Raw genomic sequence first — 19981 nt, 5'->3', positions numbered from 1 at the left:
AATGATGAAAAAGCAATTACTGGCATTGATGACAACTCTGGCATTAACTGGTGGAGCGGCCGCAAGTTGTGACCTCTCTGGTTACGAAGCAAAAGGGGAGTTATCGGTACTTTCAAACAGCTATCCGGTACTTAAGTACTTCTCCGATAAGATGGAAGAGTGTGAGTCTGACGCTCTAAAAGTAAATAATAAGCTAGTCAGTGGTAGTGCTGTTCAGGAGCAGGCACGAATTATCCTTTCTAGTCGCCGTGGTAACTCCCCTTACGATTTGATCCAGGTTTCGGCCAACAGTTTTCATGAGTTCCAGGCTAAAGAGCAATTACAACCAATCACTGATCTGGTGAAGAAGTTCTGGGATGAGTACGAGCTGAGTGATATTCCTCAGGAGGTTTGGGATCTTGCAACTGTGGATGGCGAAATCTATGCCGTACCACTTCAGATGAATATGCAGCAATTCTTTTACCGTCAAGACATTCTGGATAAGTACTCTTTAAGTGTGCCAACAACCTATTCCGATGTGGTTGCTAATGCGGAAAAACTTCAGCAAGTGGGCATCAAATACCCGATTTCTCAGGCGATGGGTAAAGGGTGGAACCTGGCGACTGAATTCACCAATATTTACCTGTCCCTGGGTGGTGAGTACTTTGATGAAAATGGCAAGCCGCTGTTTAACAGTGAAAAAGGGGTAGAAGCAGCTGAAATCCTGAAATCGTTACTGGGCTATATGTCTCCGAATGCGTTATCGATGTCGAATGACCTTGTGATGGTGAACTTCCAACAAGATAAAGCAGTAATGGGTAACGTTTGGGCTACTCGTGCAGCAGAGATGGACAATGCTGAAGTCTCTAAGGTGGTTGGCAAGATCCAGTATGCTGCTGCGCCGGCTGCAACAAGTGCCGTAACCGTGCCTTCAACCAGTATTTTTTGGGATGGCTACGTATTGCCAAAACGCGTTGAAGAAGACCGTGAACTTATCTTCAAAGTGCTAATGGAGATGTTGAAGAAAGAGTCGATGTTGGGCGCGAGTCATTTGGCATTTTTATCCCGTAGTTCGGCAAGCTCTGTAGAAGGTGAGAAATACCGCTATCTGGATGCGATGCGCGATATGGTTGCTAAGGGTGCTAAGGCATTTCCGACGCAGCCATACTATTCTCTTGCTCACAACGAGATTGGCAGCAAACTACCTGATGCACTTCGAGGTAAAAAAGATATCAAGCTAGTGCTGAATGATGCGGCCGAAGCTTACTACAAAGAAGCTCAGGCTCAAGGGTTCCTGGAGTAAGGCTTATGATGAAGTTACGTAGTTTTCTTACGTTCTCCGGGCCATCCATCATATCAATGGTGCTGCTGATGACAGCACCTTTGATCATGACGCTATATCTCTCAATGTATCGGTTCAACTTTAAGGGGAACTTGCGTTGGGTAGGGCTGGACAACTATATCGATATTCTCTCTGATCCGGAGTTCTGGTTAGCCTTTGAGTTTACCTTTGTTTACACCATCACAGTGACACTGAGCGTACTGGTATTTGGTTTTCTGATTGCATTGGCATTGAACCGGTTACAGGGAAAGATCCGCGCCTTCTTTATGGCAGCAACCCTGTTGCCGTTTGTAGTGACACCAGTGGTAGGCACGTTGATCTTTTCCTGGCTGTTTCAGGATTTTGGTTACCTGACTTACCTGCTGAATCTGATGGGCATTGAGATCTATTGGTTTAGCGACACTCTGGAATCGCGTACGCTGATCATTCTTTACGGTATCTGGCAGGTTACTCCATTTGCAGCGATTGTTTTCTTCGCAGGATTGCAGGCGATTCCTCAGGATACTTTAGAGTCTTCTCTTCTGGATGGTGCTCATAGCTGGGATCAGATTAAGCACGTCGTCGTTCCGGCGATACAGCCTCTAATCCTGTTCGTTTCCATGATCTGCATTATGGATGCTTACCGCCTGTTTGATGCGGTGGCGATTATGACTGGCGGGCTGAACAACACAGAAACCCTGATGTACTACAACTACCGCGTAGGTATTGTGCAAGATGCTGTTGCCAAGGGGAGTGCGGTTTCCGTTCTAACCATGATAGGGATCTTTATCTTCCTGATTCCATTTTTATACCTGACCTATAAAGAGCAGAAGGGGATTCGCCAATGATTGCACGACTGCTAAGGGAAAAAACGATTTTTGTATACGCTGCGCTGTTGGTCTGGCTGGTGTACTGTACCTTCCCATTTTTTTGGACCATCATGACCTCCATCAAGAATCCGGTGGATGCCTTTTCTACACCGCCGGTATGGAGCTTTGAGCCAACGGCGGCTAACTATGCGGCCCTTTGGTTGGACTTTGGTTTCAGCACCTTTTTGTGGAACTCAGTGATTGTTACTGCGGGAGTGGTGGTGATTTCGCTATCGATCGGATGTCTTGCTGGTTACGCACTGGCTCGCTATCCGGGTAAGCTGGGCTTCTGGCTGTTGATGGTGGCGTTGGTATTCCGTTCACTTCCACATACGGTATTTTTAATCCCATACTATGAGTTCACCCGTATGGTTGGGCTATATGATACTCATATCGTGCTCATCATGATTCTAGTGGCCATTAACCAACCATTCACTATCTGGATGATGCGTTCGTTCTTTATGAACATTCCAAAAGAGCTGGAAGAGTCAGCTATGATGGATGGTTGTAATCAGTTCCAGTCATTTATGAAAGCCATTGTTCCGGTGATGTGGCCGGGCATTATTACCACAGGATTGTTTACCTTCCTGTTGGCTTACAACGAGTTTTTGATCCCGCTAACCCTAACGGCGACTAACGCCTCGACTATGCCAGTGGCTATCTCCCAGTTTGGTGCTGATGACATCAAGTACTGGTCGATGAGCGCTGCAGGTGCTGTTTCTATTACGTTGCCAATTGTGGCGCTGATTGTGGTCTTCCAGAAACGCATTGTTTCAGGATTGGTCGCGGGCGCAGTGAAGGGATAATTTTTTACAGGAGTGATTATGAACCGCCCAGAACAAGCAATCTTAACTAAGGATAATGATCTGTCGAAAACCGATGAAACATTGGAGGTTATCGACTCTATGGTGGATGGTCTTAATGACCACGATATTGAGAATATGGGGCGCTTTTTTGCTGATTCTTTTCGTTGGATGGGTAATGCCGGGTGTGGCTTTAAGAATGGCCTGAAGGAGTTTCAGGAGCACTGGCAAAAACCATTTCAGGCTGCATTCTCAGACAAAATCTGCATAGATGAAGCGCGCCTGACTCAAGGGCAGTGGTGCGCGGCGTTTGGGCGTCAGGAAGCGATCCACTCAGGGCCATTTATGGGAATCGAGCCGACGGGCAAAAAGGTCATTATTCGCTATATGGACTTCTGGAAAGTGGTCGATGGCAAGATCGTCGATAACTATGTCACGGTCGATTTCCCAAGCATTATGATGCAACTCGGTGTGGATCCATTTGGTGGTCATGGTTGGGAAAATATGGACAGCGAAGCCGGGCCTTTGATGCATACCGAAGAGGTGATGAAATGAGTGTGCACAACGCGAACCGTGAACTAATAGGTCGCCTGAACGCTGCAATGTATGACTTTGAGCCGTTCGGTGTTCGGGCTTTGATAGAAGAGTTGTTTGCTCCGGAAGCTGTTGTTCATCTAGCGCATCCGTTTGAGACACTGTCTGGTGTCACTGCTTTGTGGGAAGACGTATATGCTCCTCTGATGAAAGCGATTCCAGATCTGGAAAAGCGTACTTATATCACCATGGCTGGCGATGCCAATGGTGCCGATTGGGTAGGCTGTGGCGGCTATTACACAGGCGGTTTTATGGAAGGCTGGCTGGACATTCCGCCAACCGGCCATCAGGTATCTATGCGCTTTCATGAGTTCTATCGTATCGAGAATGGTCGTATCACTGAGATGCAAGCGTTATGGGATATCCCTGAACTGATGATGCAAGCGAACGCCTGGCCAATGGCACCGAGCCTGGGTCGTGAATGGAACCCACCGGCTCCTGCAACCTGCGATGGCAACATTAGCGCTGATTACGACAGCGAGCTGGCTGAGCAGAGTCTGACCCTGGTGGAAGACATGCTTAACGGGTTGTCGCGATTTGCTGAAGGTGGTGTGGAAGCGATGGAGCTGGAAAAACGCTGGCATCCACGTTGTAGCTGGTATGGCCCATCGGGTATCGGTACCTGCCGTGGTATCAGTGGTTTCCGCAACTGGCATCAAATCCCGTTTCTAAAGGCGATGCCAAACAGAAGAACTATCGAAGATAACGGTTATCTGTTTGCAGACCAAAACTATGTCGCCTTTACAGGCTGGCCGGGCATGGCGATGACACTGTCCAATGATGGTTGGTTGGGTATTGCACCATCAGACAAAGAGCTCACGCTAAGAAGCTTAGATTTTTGGCGTTGTGAGAATGGAAAGATACGCGAGAACTGGGTGCTGGTGGACATTCTGCATGCCTACGCGCAGCTAGGTGTAGATGTTCTGGCAAGAATGCGTGAGCTAAATAAGGCCCGTTATCGCCAGTTTGAGAAGTAGGAAGGAAAGCAAACAATGATGAAAGGATTCGATGAAAAGTGGAAAGATTTTCCCGACTACATTCTTGGGATCACTAAGGAAATCTGGGAAGACAGACAACTGCATACACTGCATCGTTATTATGCTGATGAAGTGATAGTCAGAACTCCATTAACATTCGCGACAGGTAATGCTGGTGTGATTAACAGCACCATGGAAGTGCTGGCAGAGTTTCCAGACCGTACTTTGTTTGGTGAAGATGTTATCTGGTCGGGAGATGATGAAACGGGGCTTTACTCGTCACACAGGATTATTTCAACCGCAACCCATCGCGAAACTGGTAAGAAGGTGTTTTTCAGAATCATTGCTGATTGCCATGCCCTGAATAACCAGATTGATGATGAGTGGCTTATCCGAGACCACGGCGCAATTGCCAAACACCTGGGAATGACACCAAAAGAGCAGGCGGTCAAAATTATCGAAGAGGCTGGTGGTCCGGAGAGCTGTCCATTCCCTTTTACCCCTAAAGATGATGTTCAGGGGCCGTATGAAGGTGTTGGTAACGACAACGCATGGGGGCAGAAATATCAGTCGATTTTGCAGAGAATTATGAATGCGGAGTTTTCGGTTATTCCTCAAGAGTACGACAGAGCTTGCCTAGCGGAATATCCTAGCGGTGTTCAGGCGTGTTCACATGCTGAAATTGATGATTTCTGGATGCGTTTGAGGTCAGCTTTTCCTAACGCTGAGTTTAAAGTTCACCACAGGATTGGTCGGGATGATGACATGATGTCGCCACGTGCTGCAGTTCGCTGGTCATTAGAAGGCAAGCATGAAGGGTATGGGCATTTCGGAGCACCAACTGGGGCTCATGTCTACATCATGGGTGCATCGCATGCAGAGTTTGGGCCCTGGGGCTTGCGTCGAGAATATGTTCTATTCGACGAAGTTGCGGTTTGGAAGCAGATACTGCTTGGTTCATAACAGATGATTACAGATCCTTTATTTTATCTGACGGCAGTTCCTGCCGTCCTGATTTATGGCATAGGCAAAGGTGGGTTAGGCGGTGCACTTGGTATAATTGCAGTGCCTTTGATGGCGCTGACAACATCCCCGATAGAAGCTGCGGCGATTCTTCTGCCCTTACTGTTTTTTATGGATATCATTGCAATCTGGCATCACGCCAAGAACTGCGATTATCAGCAGCTGATGGTAATGCTTCCGCCTGCAGTTGTTGGGATAGCGATTGCTGGTTACTTTCTGAGTGTGACACCGGAATATGGTCTAGAGATTCTTATTGGTGTTCTTTCGATCCTATTCAGCCTTCAGTATGTGCTTTCCAACAAACCGAAAAAAGCGCCCGGTAAACGACAGGGCTATTTCTGGAGTTTACTGAGTGGATTCTCCAGCACCACTATTCATGCTGGGGGTGGGCCGATAAGTATTTACTTATTGCCTCAAGGGCTAGGTAAGATGCAGGTTATAGGCACGATGGCGGTGCTGTTTGGCTCAATGAACTTTTTTAAGCTGATTCCCTATATCTGGTTGGGTAAGATGAACATTACCAACCTGTCTACGTCATTAGCGCTTTTTCCTGTGGCTCCAGTTGGCGTCATGTTGGGTGTATGGATGCTAAACCGGGTAAGTCAAAAGAAACTTTATCAGCTTTGTTATTTTTTCCTTTTTATATCAGGCATTAAACTCCTATGGGACGGGGTGCAGGAGATGCCGGTGTTGTTCTGAATAACCATAGCTCTAATTGCTGGCTCAATTCACATACATCAGACTATTTTATTTATTAATTTCTACATATAGTTAAAAAATGTTCTATATTGACTATATATGGTACTCATAGGGAGCGTTCTGAGATAACGCTTCCAGAATCAGTGCCGTCATATGTAACCTTGTTTCAGTGGGAGAGGTACTTATGGTTAGAGAGTTCGATATCTGGTCTGCGTGCGATGGCGCTATTGCAGTGAGGGAAGTTCGCAAAATTGAAGTCTGTGACGCAGACGCCCCAACAGGATTTTGCACTTACGAAGGCAGGATCACCGCTAATAATAAGTCCGACGCATTAAATAAGTACACGGAAGAACACCCGTTATACCAACAGGCCAGCTAGTTCTAGGTTGAATTAGCTGGCGGTGTTCTACATTAATTTGTGAGTAGTAGCCCGATTTGCTATGAGTTAGGTGTGTCTGATAGGGATTACTCTCCATTTTCCGGTACATGGAGAGTGTTTAGGGTATGAGCTGATTCGTGTTTGTGGCTGGGCATCGAAAGCCATATCCACTTTGAAAGAGCGAGAGTCATTAGTATCACTACCACTAAAGCCGGGAATCCTCCGAGGTTAGACATCATCTTAATGCCGTCTACACCAGAGAAACCTGTCATGATCCAGGCGATACTTGCTATAAGAGCTCCCCATAACACCTTTAGCCTTCTTTTGGCGGGAAGGCTATCTTCCTCTGATACGCTTTTTCCTATACAAAGTTCAGAGATAGCCTCTGTGTTTGAATCTGCAGCTGTAACATAGGCCAGAAATACAACTCCTATAAAGAGAGTGACGAGAAAAGTTCCGCCAGGCAACTGTTCAAGCAGACCGTAAATAACCGCTCCGGGACCGCTTTCTTGCAAAATGTTCCAGAAGTATCCGTTCTGACTCTGATCTAATTCTAAAATTGTACCGGAGAATATTGCCATCCAGATTATGGAGAAGCTTGCCGGAACAAACCAGTTGATAATAATAAACTGTCGCACTGTATATCCGCGCGCTATTTTACCCAGGAAAAGAGCAACTACAGGAGCCCAAGCTAGCCAGTTAGCCCAGTAAAAAACCGTCCACCACTGGGGCCATTTATCATCTGACGAAAATGATAATGAAAGGCTGCGTGGTATGTAGTTTGTCATGTAATCGATGAATGCAATTGATGCACCTTCAACGATAGATGCAGTGGGCCCAAAAACAAAAGCCAGTATAGCAATCGCGACAAATACTAAAGTATTTACCGAAGAGAGTCGGGCAATTCCTTTTTGCAGACCAGAAACTGAAGAAGCAACGAAACAGATCATAATTGCAAAAATGACAACACCTAATAAAACGATATTATTGCCTATTCCTGTCACTTTACTTATTCCACTTGCTAGAACCAGCGCACCCGTACCCAGAGAGGAAGCCATACCAGCTACCAAAGCAAACATAGCAAGAGAATCTATTACTCCTCCAAAGTTAGCAGAAGCCTTTTTCCCTAATACTGGTTCAATGGCACTGCTTAGAGAGAAGTTCCCGTTGTTATTATAAAAAGCAAGTGCAAAAGCTAATGCTGGTACAGCATATATAGCAAATGGTGTGATTGACCAGTGCATGAACATGGTTGAGAGTGCAAAACGGGCACTTTCTGCTGATGCGGGCTCTAAGTTCAGAGAAACAGGAGGAGAATACAAATGATAGAGTGGCTCAGCTGTTCCCCAAAATAGCATTCCTGCTGCAGTTGTTGTACAGATCGTGATTGAGCCCCAACGCCATTTTGTCAGTAAAGGTTGAGCAGTTTCTCCTCCGAGACGCCATTTTCCTAGCGGGCTGATGAACACAACTAGCAGAGTCAATACCATTAATAGCGAGCCCCCGGAGAATAACCAGGAAAAATTATCGAGAATCCAGTTGTTAATGGCAGTAGTATATGAAAGAAATACATCTAGGTTAATAAAACTAGCACATACAGCAAATAACAAAATGACTAGTGGGGGAATAAAAACTTTTAGCCTAAGTGCTACTTTCATAATATTCCTCCTTTCTGTTAGGAGATGATATCAATATATAAAAACCGATACCGTTTTCTAAATCATATATTCAATAATTATTTAGATATAAATGGTTAGAGTATAAGATTGAACTTAATACTCTACACACTGAGCTTATTTGTTAAATTGGTGATACATTTCCCAAACGTTTTGATTGGTCGTAGATATAGCACTGGCACCAGCCGATATGGCTGTTTTTGCCGTATCTTCATCGCAGATTAAACCGCCAGAAATCAGAGGGATATTGATTGTAGGCAGTAGCCACTGCGTTACGGTAGGCATCACTCCTGGCATAATCTCGATGCAATCTGGATGACAATTAGATATCTGCTTAGGGATATTGTGATATGACTTAGAGTCGATGATAAATAGCCGAAGAATAGTATAAAAACCATGCTCACTTGCCGCTTTTAGCATTTGAGACTTGGTACTTATTATGCCATCTGCTTGTGTGACTATTTTTAGAAAATCGACAACAACCTCTTTATTAGATGCTCCTTCTAATAAATCAATGTGAATAAATGCAAATTTACGTTTTGCTTTTATCTTGTTTACTATTTGTCCAATGTTACAGATGTTACCGTATAAGATAAATATGATCTTACAATCGCTTTCTAATGCTTGCTCCAAGCTGCCGTTATCTATTACAGAAGCAATTATTTTGTTATTACGAAGTAATTCCCTGATACTCATTATGAATCCGGATTGAGAAAAAGACATGCTATTATTACACGTCTTTTTCATTCACTTTGTTAACTCAAACAGGTTTTTACTATTTCTACACTAAGCTGCTCTCTTCTTATTCGCACGAGCCTGAAGTAGATAGCAAGATATAATTCCAACAAACGTCATTGCAACTGTGTACCCGAAGTACATCTGGTAACCTGCCTGATGACTTTCTGCTGCATCCATCAAATATCCATTAATGAGTGGAATAAAAATGTCGGGGCAGTAACCAATTAGTGAAATAATACCAATAGCAAGCCCTAACTTAGCTTCAGGCACATCAAGGTGTTCAATAATTGCCCAGTAAAGGCCACGAATCGCATAGGTCAAAAGTCCAATAAACAGGATAAACGCGACACAAAGGCCAACAACTAGTCCCGCTCCCATTCCTGACAGAGGTGCAAAGATAAGTCCTAGCAGACCTAATGCACTACCAATTAATGCGAAGTTGAGCATTTTCACATTACCGAATTTGTCGCCTACAAATCCACCCCCAATACCACCTACAGGTCGCAACCATAGTTTTATGGTTGTAATTGTACCTGCCATTACGGCGGTAAAGCCCCAATCACCCTCTTGAAGATAAGCGGAGAAGCTATAGGTCGCCCAGAACAAGTGGTATCCAGCAGAGATGATTAGCGCAATTAACCATACTTCAGGCTGCTTAATAATAAACATGATGTCTGAAAGAAGGTTCTCGTTCTTTTCCTTTTTCTCGGTTGGCTTATGTGCATCTTTTGATTCATATCGAGTAGCATAAAGACTAATAGCACCAAGGATGAGACAAAGCCATGAGTACATATAGATAACGTTCACCAGAGCAGATACGACATTCTCATCGTTGTCACCAGCAGTTTGGGAGAAGATAAACAAGGCAATACTCGCCAATATGGCTTCTACTAGTCCTCGCCCACCGTCGTAGGTGCCGAAGAATCGCCCGGACTCGTTATCTCCTGATAAGATCTTGATACGCTTCATCACCGCACCCCAGAAAGTCAGGCCGGTTGTACAACCCCATGCACCAAAAATGATTAAAAGAGAACTGTATGACGGAAGAGTACTGTACCAAAGGCCCAACAATCCTGTACCCGCGAGTGAAATAGCGATCAGAAGCATGGGTTTCATTCTGTCTGCTAGCCACCCGCTAGGGAAATAAGTGAGGAAGAATAGCAGGCCAAGCATGGAGTATAATTCACCTAACTGGCCGTTAGTGATCTGAAAAGCTTCAAGCATCGTTGTTTGGTAGATCTGGCGCATATATAGCATCGGATAGATTGCACCACCTGCGATAACCAGCAGGAAAAGCTGCATATATCGGGCTTGTTTTGTAAGGGTTACCACTTCTTTTTCTGTCTCATTCGAGAGTGTTTGTTCCATAGCTACATCCTCATGTAAGCAAAGAGAATCCCTGGTCACAATTAGCAATTGTGTCCATAGTCCATTTTCGAGCTGTTTTTTACTGGCGGGGCAGAGCCCCAATGGTTAATCCACCAGTGGGCTCAGGTTTTCTAGTAAGGGGTCTAAATGATGTTGTATTTTTGAGTAAACTCCATCGTTGAGTTTGTTGTAGAAGTTGTGAGCATCAAGGTTTGGAGCAAAAACATCCTGAACATTAACCATGTGCTCAATTGCGTCTTCATAGCTGTCGAAGGCGTTAATTGCCATTGCTGCGTTGATAGCGCAGCCTACTGCAGCTGAACCTCGCATTTCGTTGCGTTGAGCGGGTACACCAAAGATGTCAGACAGTATCTGCATAAACAGATCGCTGTTTGCACCACCACCTGAAACGACCAGTCTCTGCGTTGGGTTACCAAGTTCATTTGCCATTTTGTCGACATGATTCTTAAGCGTAAATGCTAGTCCTTCAAGCAAAGAGCGATACATATGTGCCCTGGTATGACGGCTATCGAATCCTATCATTGCACCTTTGCGGAATTCTGCATGAGGTGGTGCAGCCCAGTCGTGAAGTGTAACCAGCCCTTCACTACCTGGTGGCACTCTTTCAGCTTCACGACCAAGTAGCTCTTCAATTTGAATATCTTTGTTTTCAGCTTCGGCCACCGCAGCTTCACCAAACTGATCCCGGAACCAACTTACTGTCCACATGCCGAGACGAACCCCCCAGCACTCGTATATATAGCGATTTGGGATGGACGCTTGAAATGGCCAGTAGTTCTGAGAATCTATTACATACTCCTGACCCTGAGTCAGGGCTGCGATATAGGTACCTAGTGATATCAGTACTGTTCCCTCATCGAGGGAACCGGCACCAAGGGCTTCAACCGCTTTATCGTGGGCGGTTGCGATAACCGGAAGCTCCAGAGGCAGGCCAAACTCTTCTGCCAGATCATCTCGCAGTTTTCCAAGCTCTTCGCCTGGCTTAACAACATTAAAGACCATATCACGGGTCAGATTACACTCTTTCCATTTTTCTGGGTCATCACTCCATTCCAGAGTCTCATTATCCATTGGCCACCAACCAATATAGTTGGCACAAGTATCCTTGAATTCCCCGGTTAACCTATGTGTTATATAGCCAGAGCTGGTGCTTACGTAGCGAACTTGTTTGTAGTCACGGCTAGGTTCATAAGCATAATTCAGTCGTTTATCCATCCAGCCGATAACAGGGTAGGCAAGTGTTCCATCTTCTTTTAAAACAGTTCGGCAGCAGCGAATAACACATAGCCCCATTGCAGCAATATCGTTAGGGTTTAACCCTTTGTACCTGAAGGCTTTCATTACTCGCTTAAAGGCGATTTTTAGCGAATCCCATAGATCATCGTCAGGGTGAATAGCGAGAAGTGGTGCTGGAACCTGAATTTTTTGTAGGCGCTCAACACCCTGGCAAATAATATGCCCATGCAAGTCAAATATAATTACTTTCGCGCTCTGAGTGCCAATGTCAACACTCATTAAATACTTATTATTCATTGTTATTCCTTATACTTAAAACGCAAAAACCAATGTTTAACTTCCAAGAAACGACGAAGAGAAGGAAGATAAAACTAATTTTCTTCAAGCACAAAAAAAGAGAAAAGCGATACTCTCCTTATTTAAAAGGAAAGTTACTTTTCTCTTTATCTCTACTAGTAACTAAATATATTTATATCATTTGTTTCTGGAATGAAACTGTGAAACAAGTCATGCAAACATACTAGAGTTAAAAAAACGTATGGTTTGATTTCGTTTTTGTGACATTAGAAACATTTATGTTCATTTCTGTTGCCTTTAAGTTCGCCATAGACTTGAGAATTGAGCGCTGATATTAGGGGTTTAGAATTAAGTTATTAATAATCAGCACCTTATGGTGGTATTGGGTGGCGTTTTAAATTTGTGTGAAAATGCTCACAGTTGTTAACGAAAATATCATGATATAACTAATAACAGTTACTTAAAGAGACGAAGAGAAAAGTAACTTCCCTTACGGGGGAAGTGCGCTTTTCTCTTTTTTTTTGCCTAAATTTCGGAGTGTATTCGGATGAACATAGAAGACTTTTCTTTAGACTTTTTCTCCCTTGAAGGAAAGAACGCCATTGTTACAGGTGGCAATAGTGGATTAGGGCAGGCTTTTGCTATGGCGCTTGCAAAAGCGGGAGCAAACATATTTATCGCGAGTTTCATTGATGATGAAGGTGAAACTCAGAAAACTCTAGAAAAAGAGGGGATTAAAACCTCGTTTTTGCAATGCGATCTAACGAAAGCAGGTACTCCAGCTCAGGTGGTTAACTCGTGTGTAGAGACATTCGGAAGCGTCGATATCTTGGTCAACAATGCGGGTATGTGCATCAACGAACCAGATGTAACCAAGTTCGACAGAAGCAAATGGGATCCAATGGTTGCCTTAAACCTCACCGCTGCTTTTGAGCTAAGCCATGAAGTTTCAAAAGTAATGATTCCTCAGAAGAGCGGCAAAATAATTAACATTTGCTCCATGTTCTCATTTCTTGGAGGGCAATGGTCTCCGGCATATTCCGCGACTAAGCATGGCATCGCCGGACTTACTAAGGCTTATTGTGATGAATTAGCGCAATTTGATATTCAGGTTAACGGTATCGCTCCTGGATATTACGCAACAGAAATTACGACAGCAACACGAGCAAACCCTGAATCGAATCAGCGTGTTTTAAATCATATTCCAGCAAACCGCTGGGGCCAGACTCAAGACTTAATGGGGGCAATGGTATTTTTAGCAAGTAAAGCTTCAAGCTATGTAAATGGACATGTTTTGGCAGTTGATGGCGGATATTTAATGAGATAGTAATAAATTTATTAATTGTCTGTCTTTTTTATTGTATAGGAAATTATAATGGCGTTATTAAGAGAAGAAATTGTAGATAAAGTATCGAATATTGTTGGTCCGGATAATGTAGTTACTGATGAAGAGGTATTAAAAGAAAATAGCCACGATCGGTATAGAAAGTTTGAAACCATAATGGGTTTGTACCGTTTGCCACTACCAGCTGCGGTGGTAAAAGTCAGGAGTTCGAAAGATGTTTCGGAACTATTGGCCTTCTGTAACGAAAACAAGGTCAATGTGGTACCTAGAACGGGTGGTACAGCAACCGAAGGTGGCCTGGAAACTATCGTTGAAAACTCAATAGTTATCGATGGTTCTGAAATGAACAAGATCATTGATATCAATGAGAAAGATATGATCGCAACTGTACAGTGTGGTACGCCTCTTCAAGTTCTGGAAGACGAAGCTCGTAAGTTAGGGCTTACAACGGCTCACTCTCCGCAATCTAAACCAATTGCTCATATGGGAGGGCTAGTAGCAACGCGAAGCATTGGCCAGTTTTCGACACTATATGGTGGTATTGAAGATATGCTGGTGGGTATTGAAGCTGTATTCCCTGATGGACATATCGCTAAAGTTAAAAATGTACCGCGTCGTGCTTGTGGCCCGGATATTCGCCACGTGGTCATGGGTAATGAAGGAGCGCTTTGCTTTATTACAGAAGTTTCGGTGAAGCTATTTAAGTATGTACCTGAAAACAATCAGTTCCGTAGTTACCGTTTGGATAGCATGAAAATGGGCTTTGAAATTCTACGTGAAGTCATGGTCAACGGATACCGACCTTCTATTGCACGCTTATATGATGCAGAAGATGGTACTCAGCATGGGTTTAATCAGTTTGCGCCTGACCAGTGTGTTCTAATTTTTATGGCCGAAGGTCCGAAACCGCTTGCAGATGCGACCGTTGCGGGTATTGACCAGATAATGGAAGGTTACAAAGAGTACTGCACGCCTGTAGATGGAAAGACAATTGAAACCTGGTTCGACAACCTTAACTGGGGACCGGATAAGATAGAAGCAGAACGTGAGTTCATTAAACAGCATCATCATATGGGCTTCACGACAGAAGTGTCTGGCAACTGGAGCATCATCAATGACATCTATGAGAATGCATTGAACCGTATCCGCGAGGAGTACCCACGTTTGGCTGATATTACTATGCTGGGCGGACACTCTTCTCACAGTTACCTTAACGGTACCAACGTTTACTTTGTATACGACTATAAAGTGAGAGATTGCGCTCCAGAAGATGAGTTAATGACTTACCATCAGGCAATTCATACTATTATTATTGAAGAAACACTAAAAGCAGGTGGTTCTATCGGTCACCACCATGGTATTGGTAAATACCGTGCTGATTGGACACTAGAAGAGCATACAAGTGCATACTACATGCTTGAAGGGCTGAAGAAGCAGTTCGACCCTAATGGCATTATGAATTACGGAACCATCTTCCCGGTTCCTGGATACCCCAAGTAATATGAAACAGCTAGTATGTTTCAAGTCGGTAGCTGATCTCGATCAGCTACCTTCTGCTTTCTGGCAGCAGCTCCATGCAGCCAATATAGATAATCTTTTACCCGTTCTAAACCTCTCTTTTTACGCCAAATCTTTAATCTCAAGGATGAAGCTGCATTAGAGCTGGCAATGAACTTCAAAGAGAAACTAGATGCCGCTGAGGTAGAGTCTACAGCGGTAACTATTGGAGATCAGACCAATCAGACTCTAATGAATCAATTGCTCGCTATTGGTTACGATGAGGTTGTTCGGCTGCTTCCCGAACAGATCATAGAGCTGAAATGGAGCAGCGAGTTAAAAGCCGGTTTGTTAGCTGATTACGTTACTCAAACTAGTCAGGATCTTGTGGTATTGGGTGAGTCAGATAGCGAAAGTGGATTAGGTGAGACTGGCTACTTCTAGCAGATATTTTGGGTTGGCCGTGTCTGAATAATGTTACGGAGTATTCTTTATCAGATTCTGGTGAGTTAGAAGTTAAATGTGACTATGGGCAGGGCTGTAAAGTCTATTCTGTCAAGCTGCCAGCAGTGTTACTAACTGGTGATAGTGCAGATAAAACCTGTTTAAGGCTACCGACTCTCTTGCAAAAACAGCAGGCCAAAAGCAAGGAGATAACAGTATTAAAGGTATCTGTACCAGATGATTCGTGTGTACCACGTTTAACGCTGACCTTGGCTGATACGCAGAGAAAAGGTGAAGTTATTTACGGAGAGGTGGAAACACAGGTAGAGCAACTTTGGAACAAATACTTGCAGCAAAGGTGGCCATCATGAAGATGCTTATTGTTACATCATCCAATTGTGAAATGTCTGAACGTCAGTTAAAGACTGTTACGGAGGTAGTACACGAGTCTGATGAAAATGTAGAAGTCAGTGTGTGTATGCTAAACAACAATCGGTCTGATCAGCTAGAAGGGCTGCTTCCAATAAACCTGGTTGTGGATGATACATACTCTATTGAGGTGGATCCGGTAACTGATGCTATGGGTCTTTCCGACTTTCTTGGTAAGCGTCTTCATCTGGATAACTTTGATTTAGTGGTTTTTGCTTGTGGTGTTTCGTCTGAGCAATTAGCAGTAAGAACCGCCCGTCGGCTTGATTGTAGTGTTGCATTAAAAACGCACTCCCTAAGTTGGAATTCCCAGTGTTGGTACATTGAAAGAAGTGCGTACGCCAACCAGATGGTGACCAGGCAAATACTGGAATGGGGACCGTTATGTGTAACTTTCGTATCAGGTGTAGACAACCATTATACAAAAGAATCAGCGGTATTCTCGTTCGCAGATAGTAAGATAGCAGATGATAGAGTGCGTTTACTTACTGAAAGTGCCAAGCCTGAACCTTCTCCTATACTGGCAGCAGAGAAGGTTCTGGTTTTAGGGCGAGGTGTTGGTGATGCAACAAGGTATCCGAGTTAAACTCGTTGGCAGAAGATCTTGGTATGAATGTTGGCGCTTCAAGAGCTGCAGTGACGAATGGCTGGTTTGATATGAGTCAGCAGATTGGGGTATCAGGTCACATACTCTCATCTAAGCTGGTTATTGTCGCTGGTGCTTCAGGTACAGGAGCGTTTCAATATGGGATTAAAGAAACGGATTTTATTGTTGCAATTAACAATGACCCCCAGTCTGAGATATTCAGAAATTCAGATGTTGGCATAGTTGGGGACCTTCATAAGGTTCTCCCCGCACTTCGAGACAAGATATTAGGAGGTGGTTAAGCCACCTCACTATTATTACTTGCTAAACATAACCCTGCGAGCCCAGATATCCTGAACCGGACGGTTGTTGTTGCCCATCATTTTGTTCAGTGCTTTTTCTTGTGTCGCAGAGATAGATTTGGTTTCGTTAAGCACAAACCAGCGAACACCTTCTGAACATGGTGGTGTGGTTAAAGAGCCATTAAAGCGGTAGTAGCTTTCATAAGATGGAAGCAAATCAGCAATATTAAAGGCTTCTTTCAGTGTCACAGTGTTACCTTCTTCAGGCAGATCTGCGCTTAGTTTAGCGATCTCTGCATTTTCGCTATTTACCTCAAACATTACCGCTACCACAGCAAGGTTGCCGTCTTTATCCGCGTGGACAAAGTGTGCTTCCAGAGGATATTGTTTGCTTTTGATAAGATTCTCAGACGGAGTATGGAAGTGGAATTGCTTCAATTCGAACTCATGTCCGTCTACGTTTAGAACATTGTGTCCTTCCACGATGGCCTGAAGAGTGTGGCCGTTGTTTTTAAGACCAGTTACCTTGCCCGAGTATGAGATTGAAAGATCCTGCATATCTCCGGCGACAGCATCAGTGATGTTTATTGGGCTCTGATTTCTGCCTAGGGCGCAGGTTTGAGAAATTTTTCCCCAATCTTCTGGGCCATTATGATCACCATAACCCCACTCAGAAGCTTGCGCTGTAAATGAAACTAAACCTGCCAATAACGTTGCTATAATTGTCTTATTCATGAATATCCCTACCTGGATGATAACTTTTTGTATTTGTTGGTTATATTTTCGGTAGGACATTAATGAATAAATATTCATGATTCAAGGTAATGTTATTGTTCAGATCTGCTGTGTGCTTTTTAACCAATAAACCCTGAGCAGCAAAACAGAATCAGTAATCCAGAAGTTTTCAGGCTTGTCGACCAGCTCAATGACTTTCTGTTCATAATAAACTCCTGTCTCATCTGTTGTAGGTATATAAATCAACTGTTATATACGTTGGTATCCCCGGTTTCGATCAGCCTTCTGAAAAGGTATAATTCGCGGCCTATTTCTTCACTAGGTTGTTACCCAATGTCCCTGTCCGCGAAATCCGTTATTGTTCTCGACTTTGAAACCACTGGTTTGTCACCCAATATGGGAGACAGAGCGATAGAAATAGGTGCGGTAAAGCTAGTGGATGGTGAAGTAACGGACACCTTCCAGCAGCTGATGAATCCCGGTTTCAGAGTAAGTAGTTTTATTGAAGGGTATACAGGGATTACCAATAACATGCTTCGTAATGCGCCTTCCTGTGAGGAGGTGATGACTGAGTTTGCCGGCTTTATAGGTGATAGCGCCTTAGTTGCTCATAATGCTTCTTTTGATAAACGATTTTTGGACGCGGAGTTGGATATGATTGGCGCATCATATTCTGGTCAGTTTGCCTGTTCTATGCTGATAGCGCGCCGACTTATTCAAGACTCGCCAACCCATAAACTCGGGGATTTAGTTCGATTTAAGCAGATAGAAAACGATGGTACTTTCCACCGGGCATTGGCTGACTCTGAAATGACCGCTAGGTTGTGGATGTTAATGGTTGAAGAACTAGAGCAGAAAGGCATAACAGACCCTACCTTTGAACTTATGCAAAAGATAAGTAAAACCGGCAAGCATGCGGTTGATAGTCTCTTAGCTAAACATATACTGTAGCGATATGAGCTATATTTCTATCGAACAAAACCAAAATCGAATTTAGGTCCCCTTTAATGAGAAACTTTAATCTTACTTCGGTTTTTTTTACCGCTTTGTCCTTCTTATTTGCATCATCAACAAATGCAGAAACTACTGAACTGTATGGTCAGGAAATAATGACTCATGTTGATAGTGAAGTTTCTGTGGATCTTGTGCGTTGGGAGAACAGAACCATAAGTATTAGTTTGCAAACAAACTGTTGGTTCGGTGACACATATACAACGGATGGAAAACCTCAGTGTGAAAGTTCCATGTTGTTTGATGCAAAAGATGATACTTCCGTTTTGAATGTTATGAAGGGGGGCGAACTAAGACCGATCCATATGGTTTACGATCCAGGGTTTGAAGAATTTGTTCAGGAAAAAGATTTTGTTATTACGCTAGAGATACCGGCTTTAAATAGTGGTTCCGACAATATCAATACTGAACTTGTGACTTACTCTTTGCCAAACTTTAACCAGGTACTTCATGACAGTAAAACTGTCGCACTTGAAGCCGCAGTCAGCCGTATCAATAAAGATAGAACAACACTTATCATTTCAGTGATTTTCCTATTGCTGCTTGCAGCATTTATTATCAGACAATTCATTAAGCGACAAAAAGTTTAACTTCTTTTATTACTTAACTCCCTGTATTCAGCAATTTATCGCTCTAGTACCACTTTGGTATTAGAGTGATTGCACTTCTACAGTGCGTTACGCCTCTATTGCGAACATGTTGTTAACTCGTACGTAACAAAACTCAATACAATTAACTGGTTTATATGGCTTTTTTGATATGGCACGGATATCGCTTAGAACGTAACGACAATCATTCTAAGGAGAGTAAAGATGTCATATATAGAACCACGCGAGTTTGTGACCAAGATGGTCGACGCAGGCGAGCAAAAAATCTTCATGTCCACCAAGGATACGTTAGTAAGGGCATTTATGGCGGGGGCTATTCTTGCTTTAGCCGCGTTCTTTGCCATTACTGTCATCGTGAAAACTGGAAGCCCTTTGGTTGGAGCCATATTATTCCCCGTTGGGTTTATCATGCTTTATCTGATGAAGTTTGATCTGCTTACTGGGGTATTCACTTTAGTGCCTTTGGCGGTTATCGATAAACGCCCGGGGTGTACACCGAATCAGCTTTTCAGAAACTGGGGTCTGGTATTTGTAGGTAACTTTGCAGGTGCACTAACCGTCGCATTTTTCGCTTCCTTTATTTTGACATACGGTTATAACACCGATGGTGGTGCACTGGCTGCCAAGGTGAGTACGATAGGTGAATCACGTACTCTTGGTTATCAGGAACACGGTGTATCTGGTTGGTTTACAATCTTTATTCGCGGGATGTTGTGTAACTGGATGGTATCCATGGGTGTTGTAGGAGCGATGATCTCAACCTCTGCGAGCAGTAAGATGATGGCGATGTGGATGCCAATTATGCTGTTCTTCTTTATGGGCTTTGAACACTCGATTGTAAATATGTTCCTGTTCCCATTCTCAATGATCATGGGCGGTGAGTTCACCGTAGTTGACTACTTTATCTGGAATGAAATCCCAACCGCTCTTGGTAACCTTGTAGGTGGATTTATGCTAGTGGGACTGCCGCTGTACTTAACTCACGTGCGTACTAATCCAGAGCGTAAACTGGATATGCCAAAAAGTGCGGTGAAGATGTAAAAC

22 protein-coding genes are annotated in these 19981 nt (G+C 43.8%); 17 read left to right on the top strand and 5 right to left on the bottom strand.

Annotated elements, in window-relative coordinates; genetic code table 11:
* The first annotated feature begins 1 nt into the window (after window position 1).
* The 8 genes from P7F88_RS08890 (at window position 2) to P7F88_RS08855 (ending at window position 6644) form a co-directional block, all read left to right on the top strand.
* Window positions 2-1282 carry an ABC transporter substrate-binding protein gene (locus P7F88_RS08890; RefSeq protein ID WP_277823830.1) on the top strand — a complete coding sequence of 427 codons (1281 nt, stop codon included), beginning with the start codon at window positions 2-4 and terminating at the stop codon, window positions 1280-1282.
* Window positions 1283-1287: 5 nt separating this feature from the next.
* Entirely contained in the window at window positions 1288-2148 is an 861-nt protein-coding gene (locus P7F88_RS08885) for a carbohydrate ABC transporter permease (RefSeq protein ID WP_277823828.1), read from the top strand.
* On the top strand, window positions 2145-2975 hold the full coding sequence (locus P7F88_RS08880) for a carbohydrate ABC transporter permease (protein WP_277823826.1): 831 nt from the start codon (window positions 2145-2147) through the stop codon (window positions 2973-2975). Before P7F88_RS08885 ends, P7F88_RS08880 begins: the two co-directional genes overlap by 4 nt.
* A gap of 18 nt (window positions 2976-2993) precedes the next feature.
* On the top strand, window positions 2994-3527 hold the full coding sequence (locus P7F88_RS08875; RefSeq protein ID WP_277823824.1) for an ester cyclase: 534 nt from the start codon (window positions 2994-2996) through the stop codon (window positions 3525-3527).
* Window positions 3524-4543, top strand: a complete 1020-nt coding sequence (locus tag P7F88_RS08870; RefSeq protein WP_277823821.1) for an ester cyclase — start codon at window positions 3524-3526, stop codon at window positions 4541-4543. Before P7F88_RS08875 ends, P7F88_RS08870 begins: the two co-directional genes overlap by 4 nt.
* An 18-nt stretch (window positions 4544-4561) precedes the next feature.
* Window positions 4562-5506 (top strand): nuclear transport factor 2 family protein, encoded by a 945-nt coding sequence (locus P7F88_RS08865; RefSeq protein ID WP_277824585.1) that lies wholly within the window; start codon window positions 4562-4564, stop codon window positions 5504-5506.
* Between the two features lie 3 nt (window positions 5507-5509).
* The gene (locus tag P7F88_RS08860) at window positions 5510-6265 is read left to right on the top strand and encodes a sulfite exporter TauE/SafE family protein (protein WP_277823819.1); all 756 of its coding nucleotides are present in this window, start codon (window positions 5510-5512) and stop codon (window positions 6263-6265) included.
* A 184-nt stretch (window positions 6266-6449) separates the two neighbouring features.
* A complete protein-coding gene (locus P7F88_RS08855; protein ID WP_277823817.1) occupies window positions 6450-6644 on the top strand; it encodes a hypothetical protein in 195 nt (64 codons plus the stop codon).
* Between the two features lie 86 nt (window positions 6645-6730).
* On the opposite strand, the gene P7F88_RS08850 is transcribed toward P7F88_RS08855, so the two are convergent.
* The 4 genes from P7F88_RS08850 to P7F88_RS08835 form a co-directional block, all read right to left on the bottom strand.
* Window positions 6731-8302, bottom strand: coding sequence for a BCCT family transporter (locus P7F88_RS08850; protein WP_277823815.1), 1572 nt, complete (start codon window positions 8300-8302; stop codon window positions 6731-6733).
* Window positions 8303-8437: 135 nt separating this feature from the next.
* Entirely contained in the window at window positions 8438-9016 is a 579-nt protein-coding gene (locus P7F88_RS08845; protein WP_277823813.1) for a glycerol-3-phosphate responsive antiterminator, read from the bottom strand.
* Between the two features lie 90 nt (window positions 9017-9106).
* Window positions 9107-10426: an MFS transporter gene (locus tag P7F88_RS08840; protein ID WP_277823811.1), complete on the bottom strand. Its 1320-nt coding sequence runs from the start codon at window positions 10424-10426 to the stop codon at window positions 9107-9109.
* A gap of 105 nt (window positions 10427-10531) precedes the next feature.
* Entirely contained in the window at window positions 10532-11980 is a 1449-nt protein-coding gene (locus P7F88_RS08835) for an FGGY-family carbohydrate kinase (protein ID WP_277823809.1), read from the bottom strand.
* Between the two features lie 547 nt (window positions 11981-12527).
* On the opposite strand from P7F88_RS08835, the gene P7F88_RS08830 reads away from it, so the two are divergent.
* The 6 genes from P7F88_RS08830 to P7F88_RS08805 all read left to right on the top strand — a co-directional run bounded on the left by P7F88_RS08830 (window position 12528) and on the right by P7F88_RS08805 (window position 16583).
* Complete coding sequence (locus P7F88_RS08830; RefSeq protein ID WP_277823807.1) at window positions 12528-13307, top strand: SDR family oxidoreductase; 780 nt, start codon at window positions 12528-12530, stop codon at window positions 13305-13307.
* 48 nt (window positions 13308-13355) lie between these two features.
* Entirely contained in the window at window positions 13356-14825 is a 1470-nt protein-coding gene (locus tag P7F88_RS08825; protein ID WP_277823805.1) for an FAD-binding oxidoreductase, read from the top strand.
* Between the two features lie 168 nt (window positions 14826-14993).
* On the top strand, window positions 14994-15266 hold the full coding sequence (locus tag P7F88_RS08820; RefSeq protein ID WP_338405550.1) for a hypothetical protein: 273 nt from the start codon (window positions 14994-14996) through the stop codon (window positions 15264-15266).
* Window positions 15267-15274: 8 nt separating this feature from the next.
* Window positions 15275-15637 (top strand): hypothetical protein, encoded by a 363-nt coding sequence (locus P7F88_RS08815; RefSeq protein ID WP_277823803.1) that lies wholly within the window; start codon window positions 15275-15277, stop codon window positions 15635-15637.
* A complete protein-coding gene (locus P7F88_RS08810; RefSeq protein ID WP_277823801.1) occupies window positions 15634-16281 on the top strand; it encodes a hypothetical protein in 648 nt (215 codons plus the stop codon). The genes P7F88_RS08815 and P7F88_RS08810 overlap by 4 nt, the downstream gene beginning before the upstream one ends.
* A 5-nt stretch (window positions 16282-16286) precedes the next feature.
* Window positions 16287-16583: an FAD-binding protein gene (locus tag P7F88_RS08805; protein WP_277823799.1), complete on the top strand. Its 297-nt coding sequence runs from the start codon at window positions 16287-16289 to the stop codon at window positions 16581-16583.
* Window positions 16584-16598: 15 nt separating this feature from the next.
* Here the strand turns inward: P7F88_RS08805 and P7F88_RS08800 are convergent, their stop codons facing one another.
* Window positions 16599-17318, bottom strand: a complete 720-nt coding sequence (locus tag P7F88_RS08800) for a carbonic anhydrase (protein ID WP_277823797.1) — start codon at window positions 17316-17318, stop codon at window positions 16599-16601.
* 333 nt (window positions 17319-17651) lie between these two features.
* On the opposite strand from P7F88_RS08800, the gene P7F88_RS08795 reads away from it, so the two are divergent.
* The 3 genes from P7F88_RS08795 (at window position 17652) to P7F88_RS08785 (ending at window position 19978) form a co-directional block, all read left to right on the top strand.
* Window positions 17652-18269 carry a 3'-5' exonuclease gene (locus P7F88_RS08795; protein ID WP_277823795.1) on the top strand — a complete coding sequence of 206 codons (618 nt, stop codon included), beginning with the start codon at window positions 17652-17654 and terminating at the stop codon, window positions 18267-18269.
* A gap of 56 nt (window positions 18270-18325) precedes the next feature.
* Window positions 18326-18919 carry a hypothetical protein gene (locus P7F88_RS08790; RefSeq protein ID WP_277823793.1) on the top strand — a complete coding sequence of 198 codons (594 nt, stop codon included), beginning with the start codon at window positions 18326-18328 and terminating at the stop codon, window positions 18917-18919.
* Between the two features lie 222 nt (window positions 18920-19141).
* A complete protein-coding gene (locus P7F88_RS08785; RefSeq protein ID WP_277823791.1) occupies window positions 19142-19978 on the top strand; it encodes a formate/nitrite transporter family protein in 837 nt (278 codons plus the stop codon).
* Window positions 19979-19981 lie beyond the last annotated feature (3 nt).

The sequence above is a fragment of the Vibrio hannami genome, assembly GCF_029589055.1.
GTDB classification, from domain to species: domain Bacteria; phylum Pseudomonadota; class Gammaproteobacteria; order Enterobacterales; family Vibrionaceae; genus Vibrio; species Vibrio hannami.
Note: the sequence above shows the minus strand (reverse complement) of the source record. Positions and strands in the feature narration are given on the sequence as shown.